Annotated in this window: 21 protein-coding genes and 2 pseudogenes; 12 read left to right on the top strand and 11 right to left on the bottom strand. The window is 40.0% G+C overall.

Annotation, left to right across the window (positions count from 1 at the left end):
- A partial coding sequence (locus HWQ37_RS16730; protein WP_292748799.1) for an S-layer homology domain-containing protein occupies positions 1–755 on the top strand: 755 nt, incomplete at its 5' end.
- A 41-nt stretch (positions 756–796) separates the two neighbouring features.
- Here HWQ37_RS16730 and HWQ37_RS16735 read toward each other — a convergent pair.
- Entirely contained in the window at positions 797–2,152 is a 1,356-nt protein-coding gene (locus tag HWQ37_RS16735) for a GAF domain-containing sensor histidine kinase (protein WP_292748803.1), read from the bottom strand.
- Positions 2,153–2,437: 285 nt separating this feature from the next.
- Between HWQ37_RS16735 and HWQ37_RS16740 the strand changes: the two genes are divergently transcribed.
- The gene (locus tag HWQ37_RS16740) at positions 2,438–2,755 is read left to right on the top strand and encodes a DUF3155 domain-containing protein (RefSeq protein ID WP_041566316.1); all 318 of its coding nucleotides are present in this window, start codon (positions 2,438–2,440) and stop codon (positions 2,753–2,755) included.
- 451 nt (positions 2,756–3,206) lie between these two features.
- Here HWQ37_RS16740 and HWQ37_RS16745 read toward each other — a convergent pair whose 3' ends face one another.
- Entirely contained in the window at positions 3,207–3,737 is a 531-nt protein-coding gene (locus HWQ37_RS16745; protein ID WP_292748806.1) for a cofactor assembly of complex C subunit B, read from the bottom strand.
- Positions 3,738–3,900: 163 nt separating this feature from the next.
- Entirely contained in the window at positions 3,901–4,248 is a 348-nt protein-coding gene (locus tag HWQ37_RS16750) for a PadR family transcriptional regulator (RefSeq protein WP_292748809.1), read from the bottom strand.
- Between the two features lie 591 nt (positions 4,249–4,839).
- On the opposite strand from HWQ37_RS16750, the gene HWQ37_RS16755 reads away from it, so the two are divergent.
- From HWQ37_RS16755 to rpsN, 5 genes are all read left to right on the top strand, one after another.
- Positions 4,840–5,418 (top strand): DUF3611 family protein, encoded by a 579-nt coding sequence (locus tag HWQ37_RS16755; protein ID WP_292748812.1) that lies wholly within the window; start codon positions 4,840–4,842, stop codon positions 5,416–5,418.
- A 224-nt stretch (positions 5,419–5,642) separates the two neighbouring features.
- Positions 5,643–6,923, top strand: coding sequence for a serine--tRNA ligase (gene serS / locus HWQ37_RS16760; protein ID WP_292748815.1), 1,281 nt, complete (start codon positions 5,643–5,645; stop codon positions 6,921–6,923).
- A 242-nt stretch (positions 6,924–7,165) separates the two neighbouring features.
- Positions 7,166–8,266, top strand: a complete 1,101-nt coding sequence (gene rseP / locus HWQ37_RS16765) for an RIP metalloprotease RseP (protein WP_292748818.1) — start codon at positions 7,166–7,168, stop codon at positions 8,264–8,266.
- A complete protein-coding gene (nth, locus tag HWQ37_RS16770; RefSeq protein WP_292748820.1) occupies positions 8,242–8,931 on the top strand; it encodes an endonuclease III in 690 nt (229 codons plus the stop codon). Before rseP ends, nth begins: the two co-directional genes overlap by 25 nt.
- A gap of 77 nt (positions 8,932–9,008) precedes the next feature.
- Positions 9,009–9,311: a 30S ribosomal protein S14 gene (rpsN, locus tag HWQ37_RS16775; RefSeq protein WP_292724399.1), complete on the top strand. Its 303-nt coding sequence runs from the start codon at positions 9,009–9,011 to the stop codon at positions 9,309–9,311.
- A gap of 42 nt (positions 9,312–9,353) precedes the next feature.
- Here rpsN and HWQ37_RS16780 read toward each other — a convergent pair whose 3' ends face one another.
- Positions 9,354–9,683: a hypothetical protein gene (locus HWQ37_RS16780; RefSeq protein ID WP_012410384.1), complete on the bottom strand. Its 330-nt coding sequence runs from the start codon at positions 9,681–9,683 to the stop codon at positions 9,354–9,356.
- Positions 9,684–9,783: 100 nt separating this feature from the next.
- Here HWQ37_RS16780 and aat point away from each other — a divergent pair, with 100 nt between their 5' ends.
- Together aat and HWQ37_RS16790 are read left to right on the top strand one after the other, a co-directional pair.
- The gene (gene aat / locus HWQ37_RS16785; RefSeq protein ID WP_292748822.1) at positions 9,784–10,359 is read left to right on the top strand and encodes a leucyl/phenylalanyl-tRNA--protein transferase; all 576 of its coding nucleotides are present in this window, start codon (positions 9,784–9,786) and stop codon (positions 10,357–10,359) included.
- A gap of 31 nt (positions 10,360–10,390) precedes the next feature.
- Positions 10,391–11,140 (top strand): hypothetical protein, encoded by a 750-nt coding sequence (locus HWQ37_RS16790; RefSeq protein WP_292748825.1) that lies wholly within the window; start codon positions 10,391–10,393, stop codon positions 11,138–11,140.
- Here the strand turns inward: HWQ37_RS16790 and HWQ37_RS34635 are convergent.
- Positions 11,103–11,222, bottom strand: a pseudogene (locus HWQ37_RS34635) (ABC transporter ATP-binding protein); the annotation flags it as partial. The gene HWQ37_RS16790 and the pseudogene HWQ37_RS34635 overlap by 38 nt on opposite strands.
- 42 nt (positions 11,223–11,264) lie before the next feature.
- On the opposite strand from HWQ37_RS34635, the pseudogene HWQ37_RS16795 reads away from it, so the two are divergent.
- Positions 11,265–11,966, top strand: a pseudogene (locus HWQ37_RS16795) (ISAzo13-like element transposase-related protein); the annotation flags it as partial.
- Positions 11,967–12,085: 119 nt separating this feature from the next.
- Positions 12,086–12,364 (top strand): hypothetical protein, encoded by a 279-nt coding sequence (locus HWQ37_RS16800; protein WP_292748827.1) that lies wholly within the window; start codon positions 12,086–12,088, stop codon positions 12,362–12,364.
- Positions 12,365–12,371: 7 nt separating this feature from the next.
- On the opposite strand, the gene HWQ37_RS16805 is transcribed toward HWQ37_RS16800, so the two are convergent.
- The 3 genes from HWQ37_RS16805 to HWQ37_RS16815 all read right to left on the bottom strand — a co-directional run bounded on the left by HWQ37_RS16805 (position 12,372) and on the right by HWQ37_RS16815 (position 13,386).
- The gene (locus HWQ37_RS16805; RefSeq protein WP_292748829.1) at positions 12,372–12,713 is read right to left on the bottom strand and encodes a XisI protein; all 342 of its coding nucleotides are present in this window, start codon (positions 12,711–12,713) and stop codon (positions 12,372–12,374) included.
- Positions 12,701–12,883: an element excision factor XisH family protein gene (locus HWQ37_RS16810; protein ID WP_292748844.1), complete on the bottom strand. Its 183-nt coding sequence runs from the start codon at positions 12,881–12,883 to the stop codon at positions 12,701–12,703. Before HWQ37_RS16810 ends, HWQ37_RS16805 begins: the two co-directional genes overlap by 13 nt.
- Before the next feature lie 62 nt (positions 12,884–12,945).
- Entirely contained in the window at positions 12,946–13,386 is a 441-nt protein-coding gene (locus HWQ37_RS16815; RefSeq protein WP_292748832.1) for an addiction module protein, read from the bottom strand.
- 177 nt (positions 13,387–13,563) lie between these two features.
- On the opposite strand from HWQ37_RS16815, the gene HWQ37_RS16820 reads away from it, so the two are divergent.
- The gene (locus tag HWQ37_RS16820) at positions 13,564–14,202 is read left to right on the top strand and encodes a hypothetical protein (protein WP_292748834.1); all 639 of its coding nucleotides are present in this window, start codon (positions 13,564–13,566) and stop codon (positions 14,200–14,202) included.
- Between the two features lie 222 nt (positions 14,203–14,424).
- On the opposite strand, the gene HWQ37_RS16825 is transcribed toward HWQ37_RS16820, so the two are convergent.
- The 3 genes from HWQ37_RS16825 to HWQ37_RS16835 form a co-directional block, all read right to left on the bottom strand.
- Positions 14,425–15,600 carry a DNA cytosine methyltransferase gene (locus HWQ37_RS16825; RefSeq protein WP_292748836.1) on the bottom strand — a complete coding sequence of 392 codons (1,176 nt, stop codon included), beginning with the start codon at positions 15,598–15,600 and terminating at the stop codon, positions 14,425–14,427.
- Between the two features lie 428 nt (positions 15,601–16,028).
- On the bottom strand, positions 16,029–16,340 hold the full coding sequence (locus HWQ37_RS16830) for a HigA family addiction module antitoxin (protein ID WP_292748838.1): 312 nt from the start codon (positions 16,338–16,340) through the stop codon (positions 16,029–16,031).
- A gap of 145 nt (positions 16,341–16,485) precedes the next feature.
- Positions 16,486–16,867 (bottom strand): Uma2 family endonuclease (locus tag HWQ37_RS16835; RefSeq protein WP_292748840.1); only part of this gene is annotated, 382 nt, incomplete at its 5' end.

Below are 16,867 nucleotides of genomic sequence, written 5' to 3' on the forward strand. Positions count from 1 at the left end.
TCAACGATGCCTCTAACATCGCTAGCTATGCCCGTAGCCCGATCGCAGCAGCAACTGAAAAGCAGATTGTGGTTAACTATCCAAATGTGAAATTCCTGAATCCAACTGCAACCGCCACTCGCGCCCAGGTAGCAGCTTTTATCTACCAAGCATTAGTTAGTTCTAATCAAGTTTCAGCAATTAACTCGCCTTATGTTGTGGCTGTCGGATCTACTACCCCAACACCTGCATCAGTGACAATTGCCCAAGGGACTGCAATTCCTGTGAAGTATGACAAGGCAGAAAAAATTCTAGTTACAAAGGATGAAACATCACCCTTGACATTGACAGTATCCCAAAATGTGGTAACGCAAGATGGATCTGTAGTGATTCCTGCTGGTAGCCAAGTTATTGGTCAACTAAAACCTGCTACAGGTGGTTCTCAATTTGTTGCTGAGAAACTGGTTTTGACCAATGGTCAAGAATATCAGCTTAATGCTACTTCTGAAGTGATTACCAAAACTGAAACCGTCAAGAAGGGTACTAGTCTGAGTTCAATTATCAAGGATACTGTATTAGGCGCAGGTGCGGCAACTGCGGTATCTGCTGTCACAGGCGATCGCGCCATTGCCACAGAAGAAGTCTTGGGTGGTGCTGGTGTCGGTGCGTTGGTTGGTCTGTTCTTCGGTAAAAAGAGTGTTGACTTAATCGCCATTGACCCAAATACCGATTTACAAATGACAATTAATCAAAACTTGTTGGTTTCACTCAGATAGTCATTAGTCATTGGTCATTGGTATTTACAAAGGACAAATGACTAATTTTGAACTTCCGGCAACCAAATAATAAAAGTAGTTCCCGGCGCATCGGGTGACGTTAATTTAGAGTTGATTGCAGGGCTGAAAACTTCGATTTCACCCTGCATTTGCTCTATTAATTGTTTAGCGATCGCTAATCCTAAACCTGTACCGGGGATTTCTGTTTGCGCTTTTACACCCCGATAATGCCGTTCTCCAAGATGTTCTAAATCTTCGGGTGGAATGCCTGGTCCGTTATCACTAATAACTATTCCCTGAAAATTAGCTTTTTCTTGCCCCGCCTGAATCACAATTTTGCCACCAGTCGGAGTATATTTCAAAGCATTATCAATAATATTAGTCAATACCTCTCGTAATGCTTTGACGTTGGCACGTACTAGGGATGAATTCTGTTGAATTTCAGTTATTAGTTTTAGCTTTCGCTCTTGGGCGATCGCTTCGGCTGATATTAATAATGGTTCTAATATATCTGTTAACGAGCAGTCAACCGCTTTATCTCCCGTTCCCGGCAATAATAACAACGGTTTAGCGGATTTTTGGATAGTTGCTTCTACAAATACTTCATCTTCCGCTAGATGTAGTGGTGCTAAATCTGCCTCTGTCAAGTCAATTACTTGCTCAAATTGTTGCAGTAATTCTTGGAGGCGATCGCTTTCTCGGACAATACTACTTGCCACATCTCGGTTAGCGTCTGCTGGTCGTAGTCGCTTCAATAGCAGTTTACCAAAAGTCCGCAACGCCGTTAATGGGTTACGAAACTGATGCAACAGATTATCCAGCAAATCTCGCTGTTTTTCTTGGAGAATTTGTTGCTCGCGCAGCTGTTGCTCAAACCAGGCTCGTCGCTGATCTAAAATACAAGCGATCGCTAATGTTTGCGCTATCCGTTGAATCTGACTTTGCTCGTGTTCGTTCCATGCCCGATCTTTCCTGCGTGTCACCAGTAACCCCATCATCACACCTTCATAAATCAGAGGTAAAACAATTTGGTTCCCACTAAGTAGGTATTCCTCTTTAAAATCGGGTTGAGAGGCATCTGGTTTCTCAGACTCCTGTGACGAAGTTGGAGATTCTAAACCTGCTGTCAATAACCTTCCCTGATGATTGGGTAATATAAACGCATTTCCTACTTGAAGTTGCTTGTATGCCGTCGCTTCAATAGTTTCCTCTCCTGGCGGCAATAGTGCTGTTTCTGGATAAATCACCACAGGAATCAGTTTGGCATCACCCGAAGGAGTATCTACCAATTCTTGTGTTAGGTACACAATACTTAAAGTTGCTCCCAGCCCTTGGGTTAGTAGCGCTATTTGCTCTCGACACAAAGCAAGAAAATCGGAACTGGCAGACATTAACATTTTTTAGCTTTTGCTCAAGATTATAGATTTTGAGGCATGATGTAAGAGAGGATACTTAATTTTTACCTCACTCTTTTAATAAAGCTTAACTAAAATTTTCTTAGAGATGGTTTCTACTAAGGGATTATATTCTTAGTTGATTTTTTTTCTCTATGTTTCAAATATATTAACTTTCTTATATTAAAGGGTTAAAAACTATTGATATTCTGAACTAGAACCTATATAATGACGACGGATTTTGTAGCTATCACTACAATCTATAGCTTGAAAGAGGAGGACAATAGATTGGCAAGGAGACGCAAAAGGAAGAGTCGTCGTCGTCAAGAAGGGCGGCGAATTTTGGAGCATGTGCCTCAATATAGTATCGAAAGTGGCGAAGAAAAGCCTGTGACAGCAGCGAGAAGATTCATTCAAGCTGAAGGTATTTTGCCACCGGCATTGCTACTTGTAAAGCGAAATGAACACACTACAGATCGTTATTTCTGGGCAGAAAAGGGACTGTTTGGTGCTCAATACGTAGAGGAAAACCATTTCTTGTTTCCTAGTTTGAGGGTGTTAGAACCTTCACCAGGTCAAGAACCTCTTGCTTTAGCTAGTCGGTAAACCATAGATGGTCATCTTGGGCATTGAATGTGGCTCCTGACTATTATTAACTGGCAAAATTGCTAAGTTTATGCAAAATTTAATTTTTTTTTAGTTTGTAGCTGATTTGCCAGTAGATCTAGTCCAGGTAGTTGGAAAGTTAACCTGTCTCAAACCATGCAAGATTGCATGGGTTGATACTACTTTGATGATGCAGAAGGAAGTGGGTATAGAGCCAAGCGCCTTTAAAAGGAAGAGTGAAGTTGCGCTCTTATGCCGCAGATGATTAAGTAAGCTCTGTCAATGAATTTAAGTTAATGAATTTAAATTTTTTTCCCCACGACTTGGGTGGTGGGGAAAAGTGACAAAGCAGCAGTCTTGATTTTCTCCTTCCTAATTTCCATTGCCTAGAGAGTAGGTTAGGTCAGAAGTCTGCATATCATAGTTAAGAGATGGTCGCAAAAATCAACAATTATTTCCCAGGCTTAAGCTGTAGATTCCTCTGTAACTCACTGAGTTCATCTCGATGGGCAACTACAGTTACCTTACTTGAGGAGGTTTGTTCGCTCTGAGTTGTTTCTACTTTGAGCGACACCTTCTCAAGTCTTCCAGATTTTTTCCAATAAAATAAACCACTTAAAGGCGACAGTATTACCATCGCCAGAACAAGCGTACTTAGGCTAGGAAAAAGCAGGGATACAACCAGAGATAGACAAACAATCCCAGTAGCAGCCAGTAAAGTTAGGAATATAGCTAAGAACCAGCTGGGGCGAACATTACCTTCAAAAGTTACCTGATTTTTTTCTCGGTCTACCGCCGTCACTCGGTAAGACCGCGATCGAAAATACTCTTTTAATTGAGACATTAAAAGAGCTTCGTCTCGATCGGATACTAGTTGGGCTATTTCTGTGCGGTCTTTAGTCGAGGCACGAATAAAGAAAAATAGTCCAACTGATAACAACAAGGTTAGCAGGAACGTAGATGGCAGAATAGCAGTATCCATAACTAATTGTTAGTGTTTGACTGGGAGGAGACTTATTCATTATCAATTATTCGTTATACCAATTTGAACAATGATTGCGACAAATGGAGCGCCAAAAAGCAATTATCAGGGACTCTTCCAAAATCCAAAATCCGAAGTCCAAAATCTAAAATCTAAAATGGTATTACTTTGTCCTCCTGTTGATGTAGTTTTGCCAAAGAAAAGCTAAATCCTGAGCTTGAACTTGCCATTCTGAAGAAACTTGGTACATCCGCCTGGGTCGTCCCCGTCCTTCGAGTTTCTTCCAATATCCAGTAATTGCCCTTTGGTCTTCCAGAAATTTGATTGCACTGTAAAGTACGGTATCTGAAAGCCGATAGACGGGATACTCAGTTTCTAATTGCTCGATCAACTCGGTTCCGTAGGATTCACCTTGTAATAAAACAGACAGTATGTAACAAACTGCTAGTTCCTGACAAAGGTAAGTTGGCGGAGGATTCTCAAAGAATTGATATATATCCTCAAGTTTCATGGTTAGTGAATGGCTAAAAAAATGCCTTAAGGTAAAGTCTACAATCCTTGTAGCCAGTATACAGTGCTACTACTACGTGAGTAATACATAATCAAGCTACTTAGACTAGATATCCATTGCGTAAACATCAAACAATTACCCACGTCTTTGAAGTTGTGGGGCGAGTTTGCGAGTTTTAGGGACACAAAATAATGTACCCCCACTCAAGCTCGATACGGTGTGGTGAGGAGCGAACAGACAGTGAGTAAGCCACTATCTTGGTGTTAACTAATGCCGAGCTGGTTAGAACTGCTTAAGCAATAAAATGCCATCGAAGAAATTTTACAGGTAAAATGCTATTTTGTCTGTAAAAATTAATAAACACTTTGTTTTACAGTGATTTTCCCAATGTAAATTCTAAAATCTTAAGCTAAGAGCTATATCTGGGATCAAGCTACTACGTCGGTAGACACACTTAAGCAGTAACTATTTCGGATTTCCTCGATCGCAGAATTTCTTGTCTTATTTGGCAAGTGTGATAGTAAATTTATCAAAGAAGGCGCTCTCGTCCTCGCGTCCCTTAATCAAGCACCCAGCACATTGGCGATCGCTATGTCACAAACTCCTGATGCCCCATCATCTTCCTCAACTCTTAGGGCAATTGCCCAAACTTTTCGCCTTACAGGTTGGATTAGCTTCTGGATTCAGCTAGTACTAGGCGTTGTTTCTAGCATAATTGTGCTATTGTTCGCCGTCTTTAATCAAAGAACTGGCAGTCCTAGTAATAATCCTGGGACTGGCTTTGGTGTATTTTTAGCAATTTGTGGACTGGTTGTTTTGGGTGGGGGGATTTATTTAGCTTACCGATACACTAGGATTAGCAAGCAATTGGAATCTTCCAATCCCACCAACCGCCCTCGTAAAAGCGAGACTGTGCAAGTCTTACGCTTAGGGGTGTGGGTGAATTTAGGAGGAGCGCTAGTGACTCTTTTGGGGGCGCAAGCGATCGTTGGAACACTGGTAGCAAGATCCATATCTCCGCAAGCGATAACTACCCAATTTTTTGACCCGACCCGGATTATTAGCGGTCTAGATATGCTTGTAGTACAGGCAAACACTAATACCGTCTCAGCCCACTTTGCAGGGCTTGTCGCGTCACTTTGGTTACTCAATCGCATTAACCGACCTTAGAAATGCGAGTTTTAAACAAAAGATCAGCCAAAAATCAATCCTTCTTTTGACTTATTTTATTGTGTATTCCCCTACTTTTCAGAAGTGTATGGCGAATAATTCAAATATGTTCTGAATTTTGAATTTTGAATTTTTATGTTTGCTTTTCTGCACATGGCAAGCCAAAATCAGTATATGCTGATGTGTTGGCAGGTAGATAATAGGCTAAAAACTGAGAAAAATCTGTGCTGGATATCAAGCAAATACGGGAAAATCCGCAATTAGTTCAAGAACGATTGAATAGTCGTAGTGGTAAATACGATATCGAACCGATATTACTGTTAGATCGGCAACAACGGGAAATTGAGGGGACGCGCAGTCAACTCCAAGCCCGTAGCAACGAAATTGGTAAAATTGTCGGGCAGAAGATTAAATCTGGGATCAATCCTCAAGACCCAGAAATTCAAGCTTTGCGGGATGAAGGTAACTCTGTAAAAGCGACGTTGAGTCAACTCGAACCCCAAGAAAAAGACCTCAAAGCTGAAATTGCTCAACTTGTATTGGCACTTCCGAACTTGCCAAGCGACTCTACACCCCTGGGAAAGAATGAGGAAGATAACGTAGAAGTGCGGCGTTGGGGTGATGAGTACATTCCCCAAAATCCGAATATTCTCCCTCACTGGGAAATTGGCGAAAAGCTGGGTATTCTCAATGTTGAACGAGCTGTGAAAGTTGCCCAAAGTCGTTTTGTGACATTGATGGGCGCTGGTGCGGCATTGGAGAGGGCATTAATTCAATTTATGCTGAGTCTCCATACTCAAGCTGGGTATGTGGAAGTTAGTCCGCCTCTGTTAGTTAATACCGAGTCTTTGACAGCGACTGGTCAGTTACCCAAGTTTGCGGAAGAAAGCTTTAAATGCGCGGATGATGACTTATGGCTGATTCCGACGGCGGAGGTTCCAGTTACAAATCTCTACCGGGGTGAAATTCTCGCGGCTGAAGATTTGCCTATTTACCACTGTGCTTTTACTCCCTGTTTTCGCCGCGAAGCTGGTAGTTATGGGCGCGATATGCGGGGATTAATTCGCCTGCATCAGTTTAACAAGGTGGAAATGGTGAAGTTTGTCGAACCCAGTACGTCTTTTGATGAACTGGAAAAATTGGTGGGGAATGCAGAAGCAATTTTACAGGCGTTGCAGTTGCCTTACCGAGTCGTAAATTTAAGTACTGGAGATTTGGGATTTGCCTCTACCAAAACTTATGATTTAGAGGTTTGGTTGCCCTCTTCTGGCAAATACCGCGAAATTTCTAGCTGTTCTAATACTATAGATTTCCAGGCGCGACGGGCTGATATTCGCTTCAAAGAGGCGGGAAAGAAAGGTACCCAGTTTGTACATACTCTGAATGGTTCGGGTTTGGCGGTGGGACGGACGATGGCAGCAATTTTGGAGAATTATCAGCAATCTGATGGAACGGTGAGGATACCAGAAGTGTTGCAACGTTATTTAGGGCGTGAAGTTTTGTAATTTGTAATTTGTCATTTGTCATTTGACCAATAGTAGAGAAGACGCGAAGTGCATTAGATGTAGGTTGGGTGGAGCGGAGCGCAACCCAACACATATCGGGATGTTGGGTTACGCAAAGCCTTCACCCAACCTACAATTTTTTTTGCAACTGTTTTGCCCAATGCCCCATGCCCCATGCCCAATGCCCAATGCCCAATTAGAATGGAGATAACCGTATCTTAATATCTTCACTAATTTAGTCTATGTCAGTTTTAGCAGCGATCGCAGTCTTGGCTGTTTTGATCTTGGTACACGAGTTGGGACATTTTGTTGCAGCCCGTTCTCAAGGTATTCTCGTTAACCGCTTTTCTTTGGGTTTTGGCCCAGTTCTTCTTAAGTACCAAGGTTCACAAACCGAATATGCTATCCGCGCCTTTCCCTTGGGCGGCTTTGTGGGCTTTCCCGATGATGACCCCGATAGCGATGTTCCACCCAATGACCCAAATCTACTGCGTAACCGTCCAGTTTTAGACCGAGCGATCGTTATCAGTGCTGGAGTGATCGCTAATTTAATATTTGCCTACTTGGTGTTGGTTCTGCAATTGGGTATTGTCGGCATTCCCAAGGAATTAACCTATCAAGCTGGTGTCATTGTACAGCCTGTTAATCAAGAATCTATTGCCTATCAAGCAGGAATTCGGGAAGGAGATATTATTCTGGCTGTTAACGGTCAAGAACTCCCAGCTTCTGATAAATCAACTCCTTTGCTGACAAAAGAAATTCAAACTCATCCCAATCAGCAAATCGAACTTAAAATTCTGCGTGAGAAACAACAACAAACCCTGAAATTAATACCAAAACTAGGAGCCGATGGGAAAGGTGTAGTTGGTGTGGCACTCAGTCCAAATGCTACAGCAATTTATCGCCGTCCTAATAGTCCTTTTGAAATTTTTGGCATTGCAGCTAATCGGTTTCAACAATTATTTGTGGGGACACTCAGTGGTTTTGGCCAGTTAATTACCAACTTTCAACAAACTGCTGGACAAGTTTCTGGGCCAGTTAATATTGTCAAAATAGGTGCAAAATTAGCTGAGGACAATAGTGCCAACTTGTTGTCTTTTGCGGCAATTATCAGCATTAACTTGGCTATTATCAACATTTTGCCTTTACCCGCTTTGGATGGCGGACAACTCGCTTTTCTGCTGATTGAAGGTTTGCGCGGTAAGCCTGTACCCGCCTGGATTCAAGAAGGTGTAATGCAAACCGGTTTGGTGTTACTCTTAGGTTTAGGACTTTTTCTGATCGTCAAAGAAACTACCCAATTAACTAGCCAATTGGAGTGGGTACAAAAATTATTCCAGTGACCATTACCCGCAAATCGTTATCTAAAAAGCAGCGATCGCTAGAAATTTTAACTCGTCTGAAGCGTCTTTATCCAGATGCTACTTGCTCTTTGAACTACTCAACACCAGTACAATTGTTGGTGGCAACCATTCTCTCGGCTCAGTGTACTGATGAGCGGGTAAATAAGGTAACACCAGCTTTATTTGGTAAATTTCCTGATGCTGAGAGTTTAGCGATCGCTGACTTGGTAGAATTAGAAAGTTTGGTACGTTCAACCGGATTTTATCGCAACAAAGCCAAGAACATTCAAGCCGCCTGTCGAATGATTGTGAGTGAGTTTAACTCTGTTGTTCCCAACCAAATGGAGCAATTATTAAAGCTTCCAGGGGTGGCGCGCAAAACTGCAAATGTAGTTTTAGCTCATGCTTATGGGATTAATGCTGGCGTGACAGTAGATACTCACGTCAAGCGCCTCAGTCAACGTTTGGGTTTAACTGAAGCAAAAGACCCCGTTCGGATTGAGCAAGATTTAATGGGTTTATTGCCTCAGCCTGATTGGGAAAATTGGTCAATTCGGCTGATTTATCACGGTCGTGCTATTTGTAAAGCCCGCTCTCCCGTCTGCGTTGCTTGTGAACTTGCCGATTTATGTCCTGCTGTAAATAAGCCAGTGGTTGTAGGATAAGCGACACAAGTAACCCCAGAATTGATAGAGAGACTGTAGAATGGAAAACGGTGTCTTAAAATAAGTTTAGAGAATATATGGCAAAAAAGAGCTTGATTGAGCGCGAGAAAAAGCGCACCAGGTTGATAGAAAAGTATGCTGACAAGCGCGAAGCTCTTTTAGAAGAGTTCAGAAGTGCAGCATCTCCTCTGGATAAACTGGAAATCCACCGGAAGATTCAACAGCTACCCCGGAATAGTGCGCCCACTCGCCACCGCAACCGTTGCTGGCTGACTGGCCGTTCTAGAGGTGTTTACCGCGATTTTGGATTGTCTCGGAACGTACTGCGAGAATGGGCGCATGAAGGTCTTTTGCCTGGAGTTGTTAAGTCTAGTTGGTAGTCAAGAGTCATTAGTCATTGGTAAATAACAAATGACAAAATATTATTGACCACAACATTTATCAATTCCCAGACTTTCTAAGAGTAGATCGCTGACGGCGTTAGCGATCGCAAACTCTCCATAGAAGCTATTGGAAAAGTCGTAGGATTGCATCTCTGTGACAATGGCAATTACCAGAGAGCCAAGGTCATTTTCTCCTTCCATCCGTTGACGCACAAAAATCTGTGCGGCTCGTTGGGCAATGTTTTGGTTTACGGCTTCGGGGATAAATTCTGTATCTAGCCACCGTTGTAAGCGTTCTCGTAACCATTCACCTTCGAGTAGGGGATTTTCAGGCGGTGGTAGGGTGATGGGTGGAATTGGTTGAGTCATTTTTTTTAACGCAAAGGGACGCGGAGGGAAACGCAGAGGAACGCTGAGGTTGATTGTTAGCATCAAGTTGCGTTTCTCTTGTGTTTTTTTATATTTATTTATGCAATATGATATCGCCGCTATTGTTGAGGGCTATGCACAAGGCTATTTTCTCATGGCTGATGATAGCGATCGCTTGAGTTGGTACGGAAGTCGCGATCGAACTTTTATTCCTTTGGATGAGCGGTTTCGCTATCCTAAGTCTTTGCAGCGCGTCATTAATCAAGAGCGGTTTTCTGTGGCGATTAATCGAGACTTTCACGCTGTCGTGGCTGGCTGTGCTGACAGAGAAACAACCTGGATTTCACCGGAATTAAAAAAGATTTATTCGCTACTTTACCAGAAGGGTTATGCTTATAGTTTTGAAACTTGGCAAGGGGACGAACTAGCTGGGGGAATTTTAGGGATTGTTATTGGTGGGGCTTTTATTGGCGAGTCGATGTTTTACCGCATCCCGGAAGGCTCAAAGGTGGCGATGGTAAAGTTGGTGGAAAGATTGCGTCAGAGGCAATTTGTGTTTTTTGATGCCCAAATGATGAATCCCCATTTGCAAAGATTTGGTGCTTATCGGGTTGGAGATAAAGAATATCAAATCCTACTTAAGCAAGCGTTGCAATGCGTTTGTAACTTAATATAAATAATGACGAAATTATTATATTAATATTGACATGGTATCTCAAATAGACGCACATTTACCTAATGGAGTTTTACAACGCTTGCAAAATGTGAAAGATTTTGTCGGCGGAAGTGTTAACTCTTTCAGCAACTCAGCACAACAAGCTGGGGAGTCTTTAAATACAACAACTAATAGAGCAATTGATACAGTTACGACAAGTTTAGAACAAACTTGGCAAACAGCCGAGCAGTTTAAGAGTACAACATCGGGAGCGGTAAAAGGTGCGTTGGCAAAGCCCACCGAAGGTATCGCATCTTCTGCAAGTGATTGGCTGACACAACACCCGATATTTTTTCGGCTGGTTCAAATACTAGGTTGGGGGGCTAATCACCCAATTATTAGTGTGGTAATTTTGCTGTTTGTACTTGCTCTATTTTGGAGCATCATCAAAGCAATTGTCCGCTTGATTGAAACAGCTAGTTGGTCAATACTCAAAGTTCCATTAAAATTACTTCAGGCTTTGATTCAAGTTAGTTTTCTATCTTTAACTAAAGTTGGCAGTTTTGCTGTTCAACGAATTAAAGCTACTAAAACAACCGATAATTTACCAGCTTTACTACCTGACAATTTTCAAGCAAGTAAGCAACAACGATTAGCAGAAATTTCTAGCCGTTTAGAAGCAATTCAGAAAGAACAACATGAACTTTTACAAGAAGCAGCAGATTTAATTGCTTCTGACAATGTTGATATAGAAATATCCAAAATTAAACAGCTAAAAAGTGCTGAATCACATCTTGGCTGAGTTCGCTTGTGGAACCGGAGGCGACAATACCACCTTTTTGCATAGCGTAATAATAATCAGCCTGACGGACAAAGTGTAAATGCTACTCTACCATTGAATATTCCCATAAAATTTAATATAGAAGCAAACAGTCGTGAAATTAGGTTTTGGGGGACAAAGGTTAGCACAACGAGAGTTGGCATGGAATCGAGACACAATTCGTAAAGGAATTAAAGAACTAACAAGTGGCATTACTTGTGTTGATAATTACTCCGGTAAAGGACGCAAGAAAGCAGAGGAACATCTGATTACTCTTTTAGAAGATATAAAAAATATAGTGGATCAAGAAAGCCAAACTGTCAACATTGGTACATTTGACCGAGGCGGTAGAAACAGAGTTAAAACCGAAACTTTTGACCATGATTTTCAACCAAAAACTACCGTAACTCCTTATGGTATATTCATGCCAAAGTTTGACGAATTGTTCTTATACTTTACAGAGTCAAAAGTCACAAGTGATTTTATAGTTGATGTTTTAGAGGACTTCTGGTTGGGAGAGAGACATCGTTTTTCTCAGGTTGAAACACTAGTTCTCAATCAAGATAATGGCGGCGAGAATAGTTCTCGCCGCACCCAGTTTATGAAGCGTATAGTAGAGTTTGCCCACAAGCACTCACTAAACATACGTTTAGCGTATTATCCTCCATACCATAGTAAATATAACCCCATAGAGAGAACATGGGCAGTATTGGAAAATCATTGGAATGGCAGCATTTTAGATGAAGTAGAAACGGCTTTCAACTTTGCTAAGACTATGAAATGGAAAGGTAAAAATCCAGTGGTTAAGCAAAGTTCTGTGATAACATCCGGTCTGTTGGATACTGGAGCAAGCGTGAATGTGCTTCCTTATTCAGTTTGAGATCAGCCCTAAATCCTTAGCCTCAGAGTAGTGGACGAAAACCTTTTGTGGGGCTCATTGTAAAGAGCGATCGCCTTGCAGAAAACCTCAAAAATAATGCGATCGCCTGTTATGCAAGAGTGAGTGCGATGTCTACGACGGGCTACGCCTACGTCTTACAGAAAATCTCAAAAATAAAGCGATCGCTGTTGTGGAAGAGAGAGTGCGTTAGCGTAGCTTACCGTAGGTATCGCTTTGCAGAAAACCTCAAAAATAATGCGATCGCCTGTTATGCAAGAGTGAGTGCGTTAGCGAAGCTCACCGTAGGTATCGCTCCGATAGAATAATAATTTATTAGGCTGTTGCAAATTCTGTAAATTTTCTCACATCTGGAGGCTGAAAAGCTAACACAATATCGCTGCTACTTACACCTAATTTCATTAATTCAGTCGCTATTCCTTCTTCTGTCCAGTCTTCTTCTATGAAAATTTTCTCATTTTTAATCCGAATATGAACATGAGTATACTTAAGTCTTTTGCTACCTTGCCAATCTACAGTTAACCAGAGAAAATGGTCGTGATTTTCATCAAACACTAAACAATTTTCAGTAATTGTATCAGGTGATTGACGAGATAAATTATCATATTCAGTTAGCACCTGTTTAATTAACTCTCGATATCCTATTAATTTATCCATAAAGTAATTTCCTCTCTTTCATTGTTAAAAACAATAAATTCAATTTGCTGAAGTTTAACCACTGCTTGAATAGATTTTCTTTGAAAGAAAGTATCAAATACTGTATCTCTGATTGCTAGATAAATTTTATAGTTTTTACTGGCTAGTTGTAAAATATCGCGGTAAAGAATATATCAACTGTGTGCTTCATTGAGTTCTTCTTGAACTTCTGGACGAAACACTAGGACATAATTCATTGCTGCCCTTTAATTGACGCTTTGATTTCCTCCCAAGTCAGCACATTATCTGGATTTGAATTATAGTCAGAAGTTCGACGATCAAGCTCTTGCTTTTGTGCATCGGTTAAATCAGGGTAAACTTGCTCCACCGCGATGGTATCCCAAATTGCCTGCACAATACGGATTCTATCTTCAACACTGAGAGTTGCGATTTCGTTCAAAGTAGCTGTGATATCCATGCTGATTAACTTGGAGTCAGGAAGTAACTGGTACACCTTAAATATAGCGGACAAGATTTTGCCCATCAAATCAAACGCTGCATCTGCTTTGATACCCAATAGAGCGATCGCTGATTGTATGATTGCATTGTAAGCGATCGCCTTGCAGAAATCCTCAAAAACAAAGCGATCGCCTGTATGCAAGAGTAAGCGAGATCGCCTTATATAAAACCTCAAAAATAAAGCGATCGCCTGTTATGGAAGAGAGGTGCGATCGCTTTACAGAAAACCTCAAAAATAAGGCGTAGACGCGTAGCGGCTTGTCGTTATACCTATGGTAAGCTACGCTAACACACCAATTTACAGCAAGCAGCAAATAAAATTTCACTAGATTTTGCAGTCTAGTGGATAATCTTGGGAACACTAAGAAAGCCCAATGAGTTAAACATAACTTTTATACCTACTGAGTTAGTGGCTGAAACTCTATTACCTCTTTCTATCCAAGAACGTAAAGAACTAATTTTGAATCATGCTTTATTAATTGATGTAACTCATATTGCAGATGAAGATTTGCATACAGCATACAAATATGGAAAAATTATCTCTTCAATAGCACCTGCTTATTTTCAATATCAAATTGCACAAGATAACCAGAATTCATCCATTCTAGAATTAGATATACAATCTGAGTTAATTAGGAGTAAAACTGAGAAATTCGCAGATAATTTTATTGAATGGCTAAAAGCGGATTTTCAAAAGAAAAGTGCAATACTTGAGCATCATCCTAACCCGCGAAATCTTTTTGAACTCTGTGGAGCAAAATTGCTAGTTACTAGCAACTCAGTGACAAGAAGCCTTAGCACAAAAATGGGAGTACTCTGGGAGGAAATAGCTAATATTAGTTCTTATGTAATTATACCTGAATTTGAATTTGGAATTAAAATAAAAGGAATAGACATTATTATACTAGCAGAAGAAACAATTAAGTTTGCACAATTGAAAACTCTAAAAGGGACGTTGACTGGTTCCCAAACGAATAGAGCTAAAAAATAATTAGGTATTTATGATAATCCATTATTTATATCTGCTTTTAATTTAGGGGATTGGACTTTTAACGACAATAAAATACCTCGTATAGCTGGCAAAAAATTTTGGGATGAAATTTATATAGATTATGACCTTGTTGAAAACCATGTAAGAAATATGTTGCAGAGAATTGATAATAATTTTGCTGAATTGGCTACAAGCTAAATACAAAATATATAATTCTAAATTCTATAGGGAAAAAAGCGAGAATTGTTCAGATACCTCTTTACCTTTCGGTTTATTTCCTTGAATAAAATTAAAAAGATAACTACCAATTTCCTTTGCAAGTAACATGGGAACTGCATTACCAATTTGTTTATATTTAGAACTTACCGAACCATAAAAAATCCAATCATCAGGAAAAGTTTGAATTTTTGCAGACTCGCGCACACTTAAAGAACGTAATTCTACAGGATGACACATATCTGTAGCTTTTTGGTGCGGACTTGTTGTTATTGTTGGCGAAGGTTTATCCCAAGATAATCTTCTATAAAAACCGACTTTTCCACCTCCAGAATTATAAGCACCTCCCATAGCCTCTTTTTTTAATTCTTCTGGTAAATGTCTCCAGTTTTGTCCGGCTTGTAATAATCTTAAAAATTTCAGACGACTTTCTGAATAATTCATAAACTCCGGTTCTGGATCAACTAAACCGGTTATTGCATCTCGTAAAGTCCGCCATTTAGGTAATCTTTTACCATCTTTGCAATATTTAGGTAAAGGAAATGTAGCAGCTTCACCATCTCTAGAACCAATAAATACTACACGTTCTCTATTTTGCGGAACGCCGTAATCTGCTGCTTCTAAAAGGTTATAAATGACGTTATAGCCTAGTTCCTCCATTTCTACTAATACCACCTTTAACGCAGCACCTGCTATTTCATCAGATTCTAAAGGGGGGTAATCTTTTCCCCGTTGGTTAATTGGCCTATGACGAAGAGGAGCAGAAAGCAAACCTCTTACATTTTCCATCAAGAAAAAACGGGGTTGAACTTCTTTAACAATGCGGATAAAGTCCATAAATAAACTACCGCGAGGGTCCATAACTGAACCTCTTTTCCCTGCGGTACTAAATGGCTGACAAGGTGGACCACCTGTTACTAAGTCTACTTCCCCAGGGCGTAACGCTCTACCTAAATCTAAAACTCTTCCCCCTTCCTCAAGTAATTCTTGGGAACTAACTTTTTCTATTTCTCTAGAAACAGCGCTTTCTTGAAGGAATGGTCTATTAAGAGCAATTGTTTTTGCAGCATCACGGTCTTTTTCTACTACACTTACTGTATTAAATCCTGCTTGTTCCATACCCAAATCTAAACCAAAAGCACCTGTAAATAAGGAAATAGAAATAGCTTTATCGTCTATCATGTTTGTCAGTTACAAGTAATTATTGTGATAAATTATAGTATAATTATACTAACTAATTTAATTTGATTCAAGATTAATTATGACTAAAAGTAAACAAATTCCCGCATTTGTTAAAAGCCAGGTATTACCAACAGTTATTTATTGTTGGACTTATGGAGGAAAAAGACCTGATTTAAATCCACCTCATTGATCTGTTGATATAGACTCTAATCCCTATCATATCTACTGTGAATATATGGATCAATTTCCTAGATCCCATCATGGTTTTACTTATGATGAACTAGAAGAATGGTTATCTCAAATTATGGCAAAATTATAATTACGTAAATGATTTATTCAAGTGCTTAATATTCAGAAGCTTAAAATAGAGACAGTTTTTTATCTCCGTAAATTTCAATTATTAAAAAAATAATTCTTCACAATTTCTTCTAAACCAATGTCATAACTTGCTCATATTCTTCTTTATGGCTTTGCAAAGCATCCCAAAGATCAACTTTTTGCTGAAGATTGAGCCAAAGTCTTGGCACATTTCCTAAAGCTTTACCAAGACGTATTGCTATATCTACTGTAATTGAGCTTTGACCATTAATAACTTCCTGAATTGTTTGATTAGATACTCCTAAAATTTCTGCAAAATTTGCGGTATTAATATCTAAATCATCTAAAATATCTGCAATTACTTCGCCAGGATGTATTGGTCTTACTAATCTATCATCAGTAATATCTTGCCAATTATCCATAATTAATACTTCTTACTTAATAATTGGGTTAACCTTATTTAGCATTATCTAGCCGATCAATATCATATTAACATAGGAGTTAATGATAATCTTCAAGGTACTACTGCGTCTAAATTTATCATGACTTTTGTGTTTTGTTATTCAGTTACCAAATCGCCTCAAGGCTTATTTTAAACCCCTGTAAAATATCTTCCCCTGACAAGGTAACAGGCGATTCCAACACCTCAACCTCTTGTCCTTGTCGATAAATCTCCACTTGCCGCGATTTCCGATTAATTAACCAACCCAAACGCACACCATTATCTATGTATTCCCTCATCTTTTCCTGAGCAACTTTCAAACTATCACTTGGCGAAAGTAACTCAATTACAAAATCAGGACAAATGGGTGGAAACTTTTGTTTTTCTTCTTCAGTTAAAGCATCCCATCGTTCTAACTTTATCCAAGAAGCATCAGGTGAACGATCTGCACTATTAGGTAATTTAAAACAAGTAGAAGAATCAAAAGCGATGCCAGTACCATCAGCA

This window comes from Nostoc sp. NMS4 (assembly GCF_017115095.1).
In the GTDB taxonomy this organism is placed as follows: domain Bacteria; phylum Cyanobacteriota; class Cyanobacteriia; order Cyanobacteriales; family Nostocaceae; genus Nostoc.

Excerpts from the sequence above, each read along its gene's own strand:
- HWQ37_RS16825 (WP_292748836.1), bottom strand. The coding sequence starts at position 15,600 with ATGATAGACGATAAAGCTATTTCTATTTCCTTATTTACAGGTGCTTTT.
- HWQ37_RS16735 (WP_292748803.1), bottom strand. The coding sequence starts at position 2,152 with ATGTTAATGTCTGCCAGTTCCGATTTTCTTGCTTTGTGTCGAGAGCAA.
- HWQ37_RS16745 (WP_292748806.1), bottom strand. The coding sequence starts at position 3,737 with ATGGATACTGCTATTCTGCCATCTACGTTCCTGCTAACCTTGTTGTTA.
- aat (WP_292748822.1), top strand. The coding sequence starts at position 9,784 with ATGCAATATGATATCGCCGCTATTGTTGAGGGCTATGCACAAGGCTAT.
- HWQ37_RS16780 (WP_012410384.1), bottom strand. The coding sequence starts at position 9,683 with ATGACTCAACCAATTCCACCCATCACCCTACCACCGCCTGAAAATCCC.
- rseP (WP_292748818.1), top strand. The coding sequence starts at position 7,166 with ATGTCAGTTTTAGCAGCGATCGCAGTCTTGGCTGTTTTGATCTTGGTA.
- HWQ37_RS16805 (WP_292748829.1), bottom strand. The coding sequence starts at position 12,713 with ATGGATAAATTAATAGGATATCGAGAGTTAATTAAACAGGTGCTAACT.
- rpsN (WP_292724399.1), top strand. The coding sequence starts at position 9,009 with ATGGCAAAAAAGAGCTTGATTGAGCGCGAGAAAAAGCGCACCAGGTTG.
- HWQ37_RS16750 (WP_292748809.1), bottom strand. The coding sequence starts at position 4,248 with ATGAAACTTGAGGATATATATCAATTCTTTGAGAATCCTCCGCCAACT.
- HWQ37_RS16755 (WP_292748812.1), top strand. The coding sequence starts at position 4,840 with ATGTCACAAACTCCTGATGCCCCATCATCTTCCTCAACTCTTAGGGCA.
- HWQ37_RS16790 (WP_292748825.1), top strand. The coding sequence starts at position 10,391 with ATGGTATCTCAAATAGACGCACATTTACCTAATGGAGTTTTACAACGC.
- HWQ37_RS16830 (WP_292748838.1), bottom strand. The coding sequence starts at position 16,340 with ATGGATAATTGGCAAGATATTACTGATGATAGATTAGTAAGACCAATA.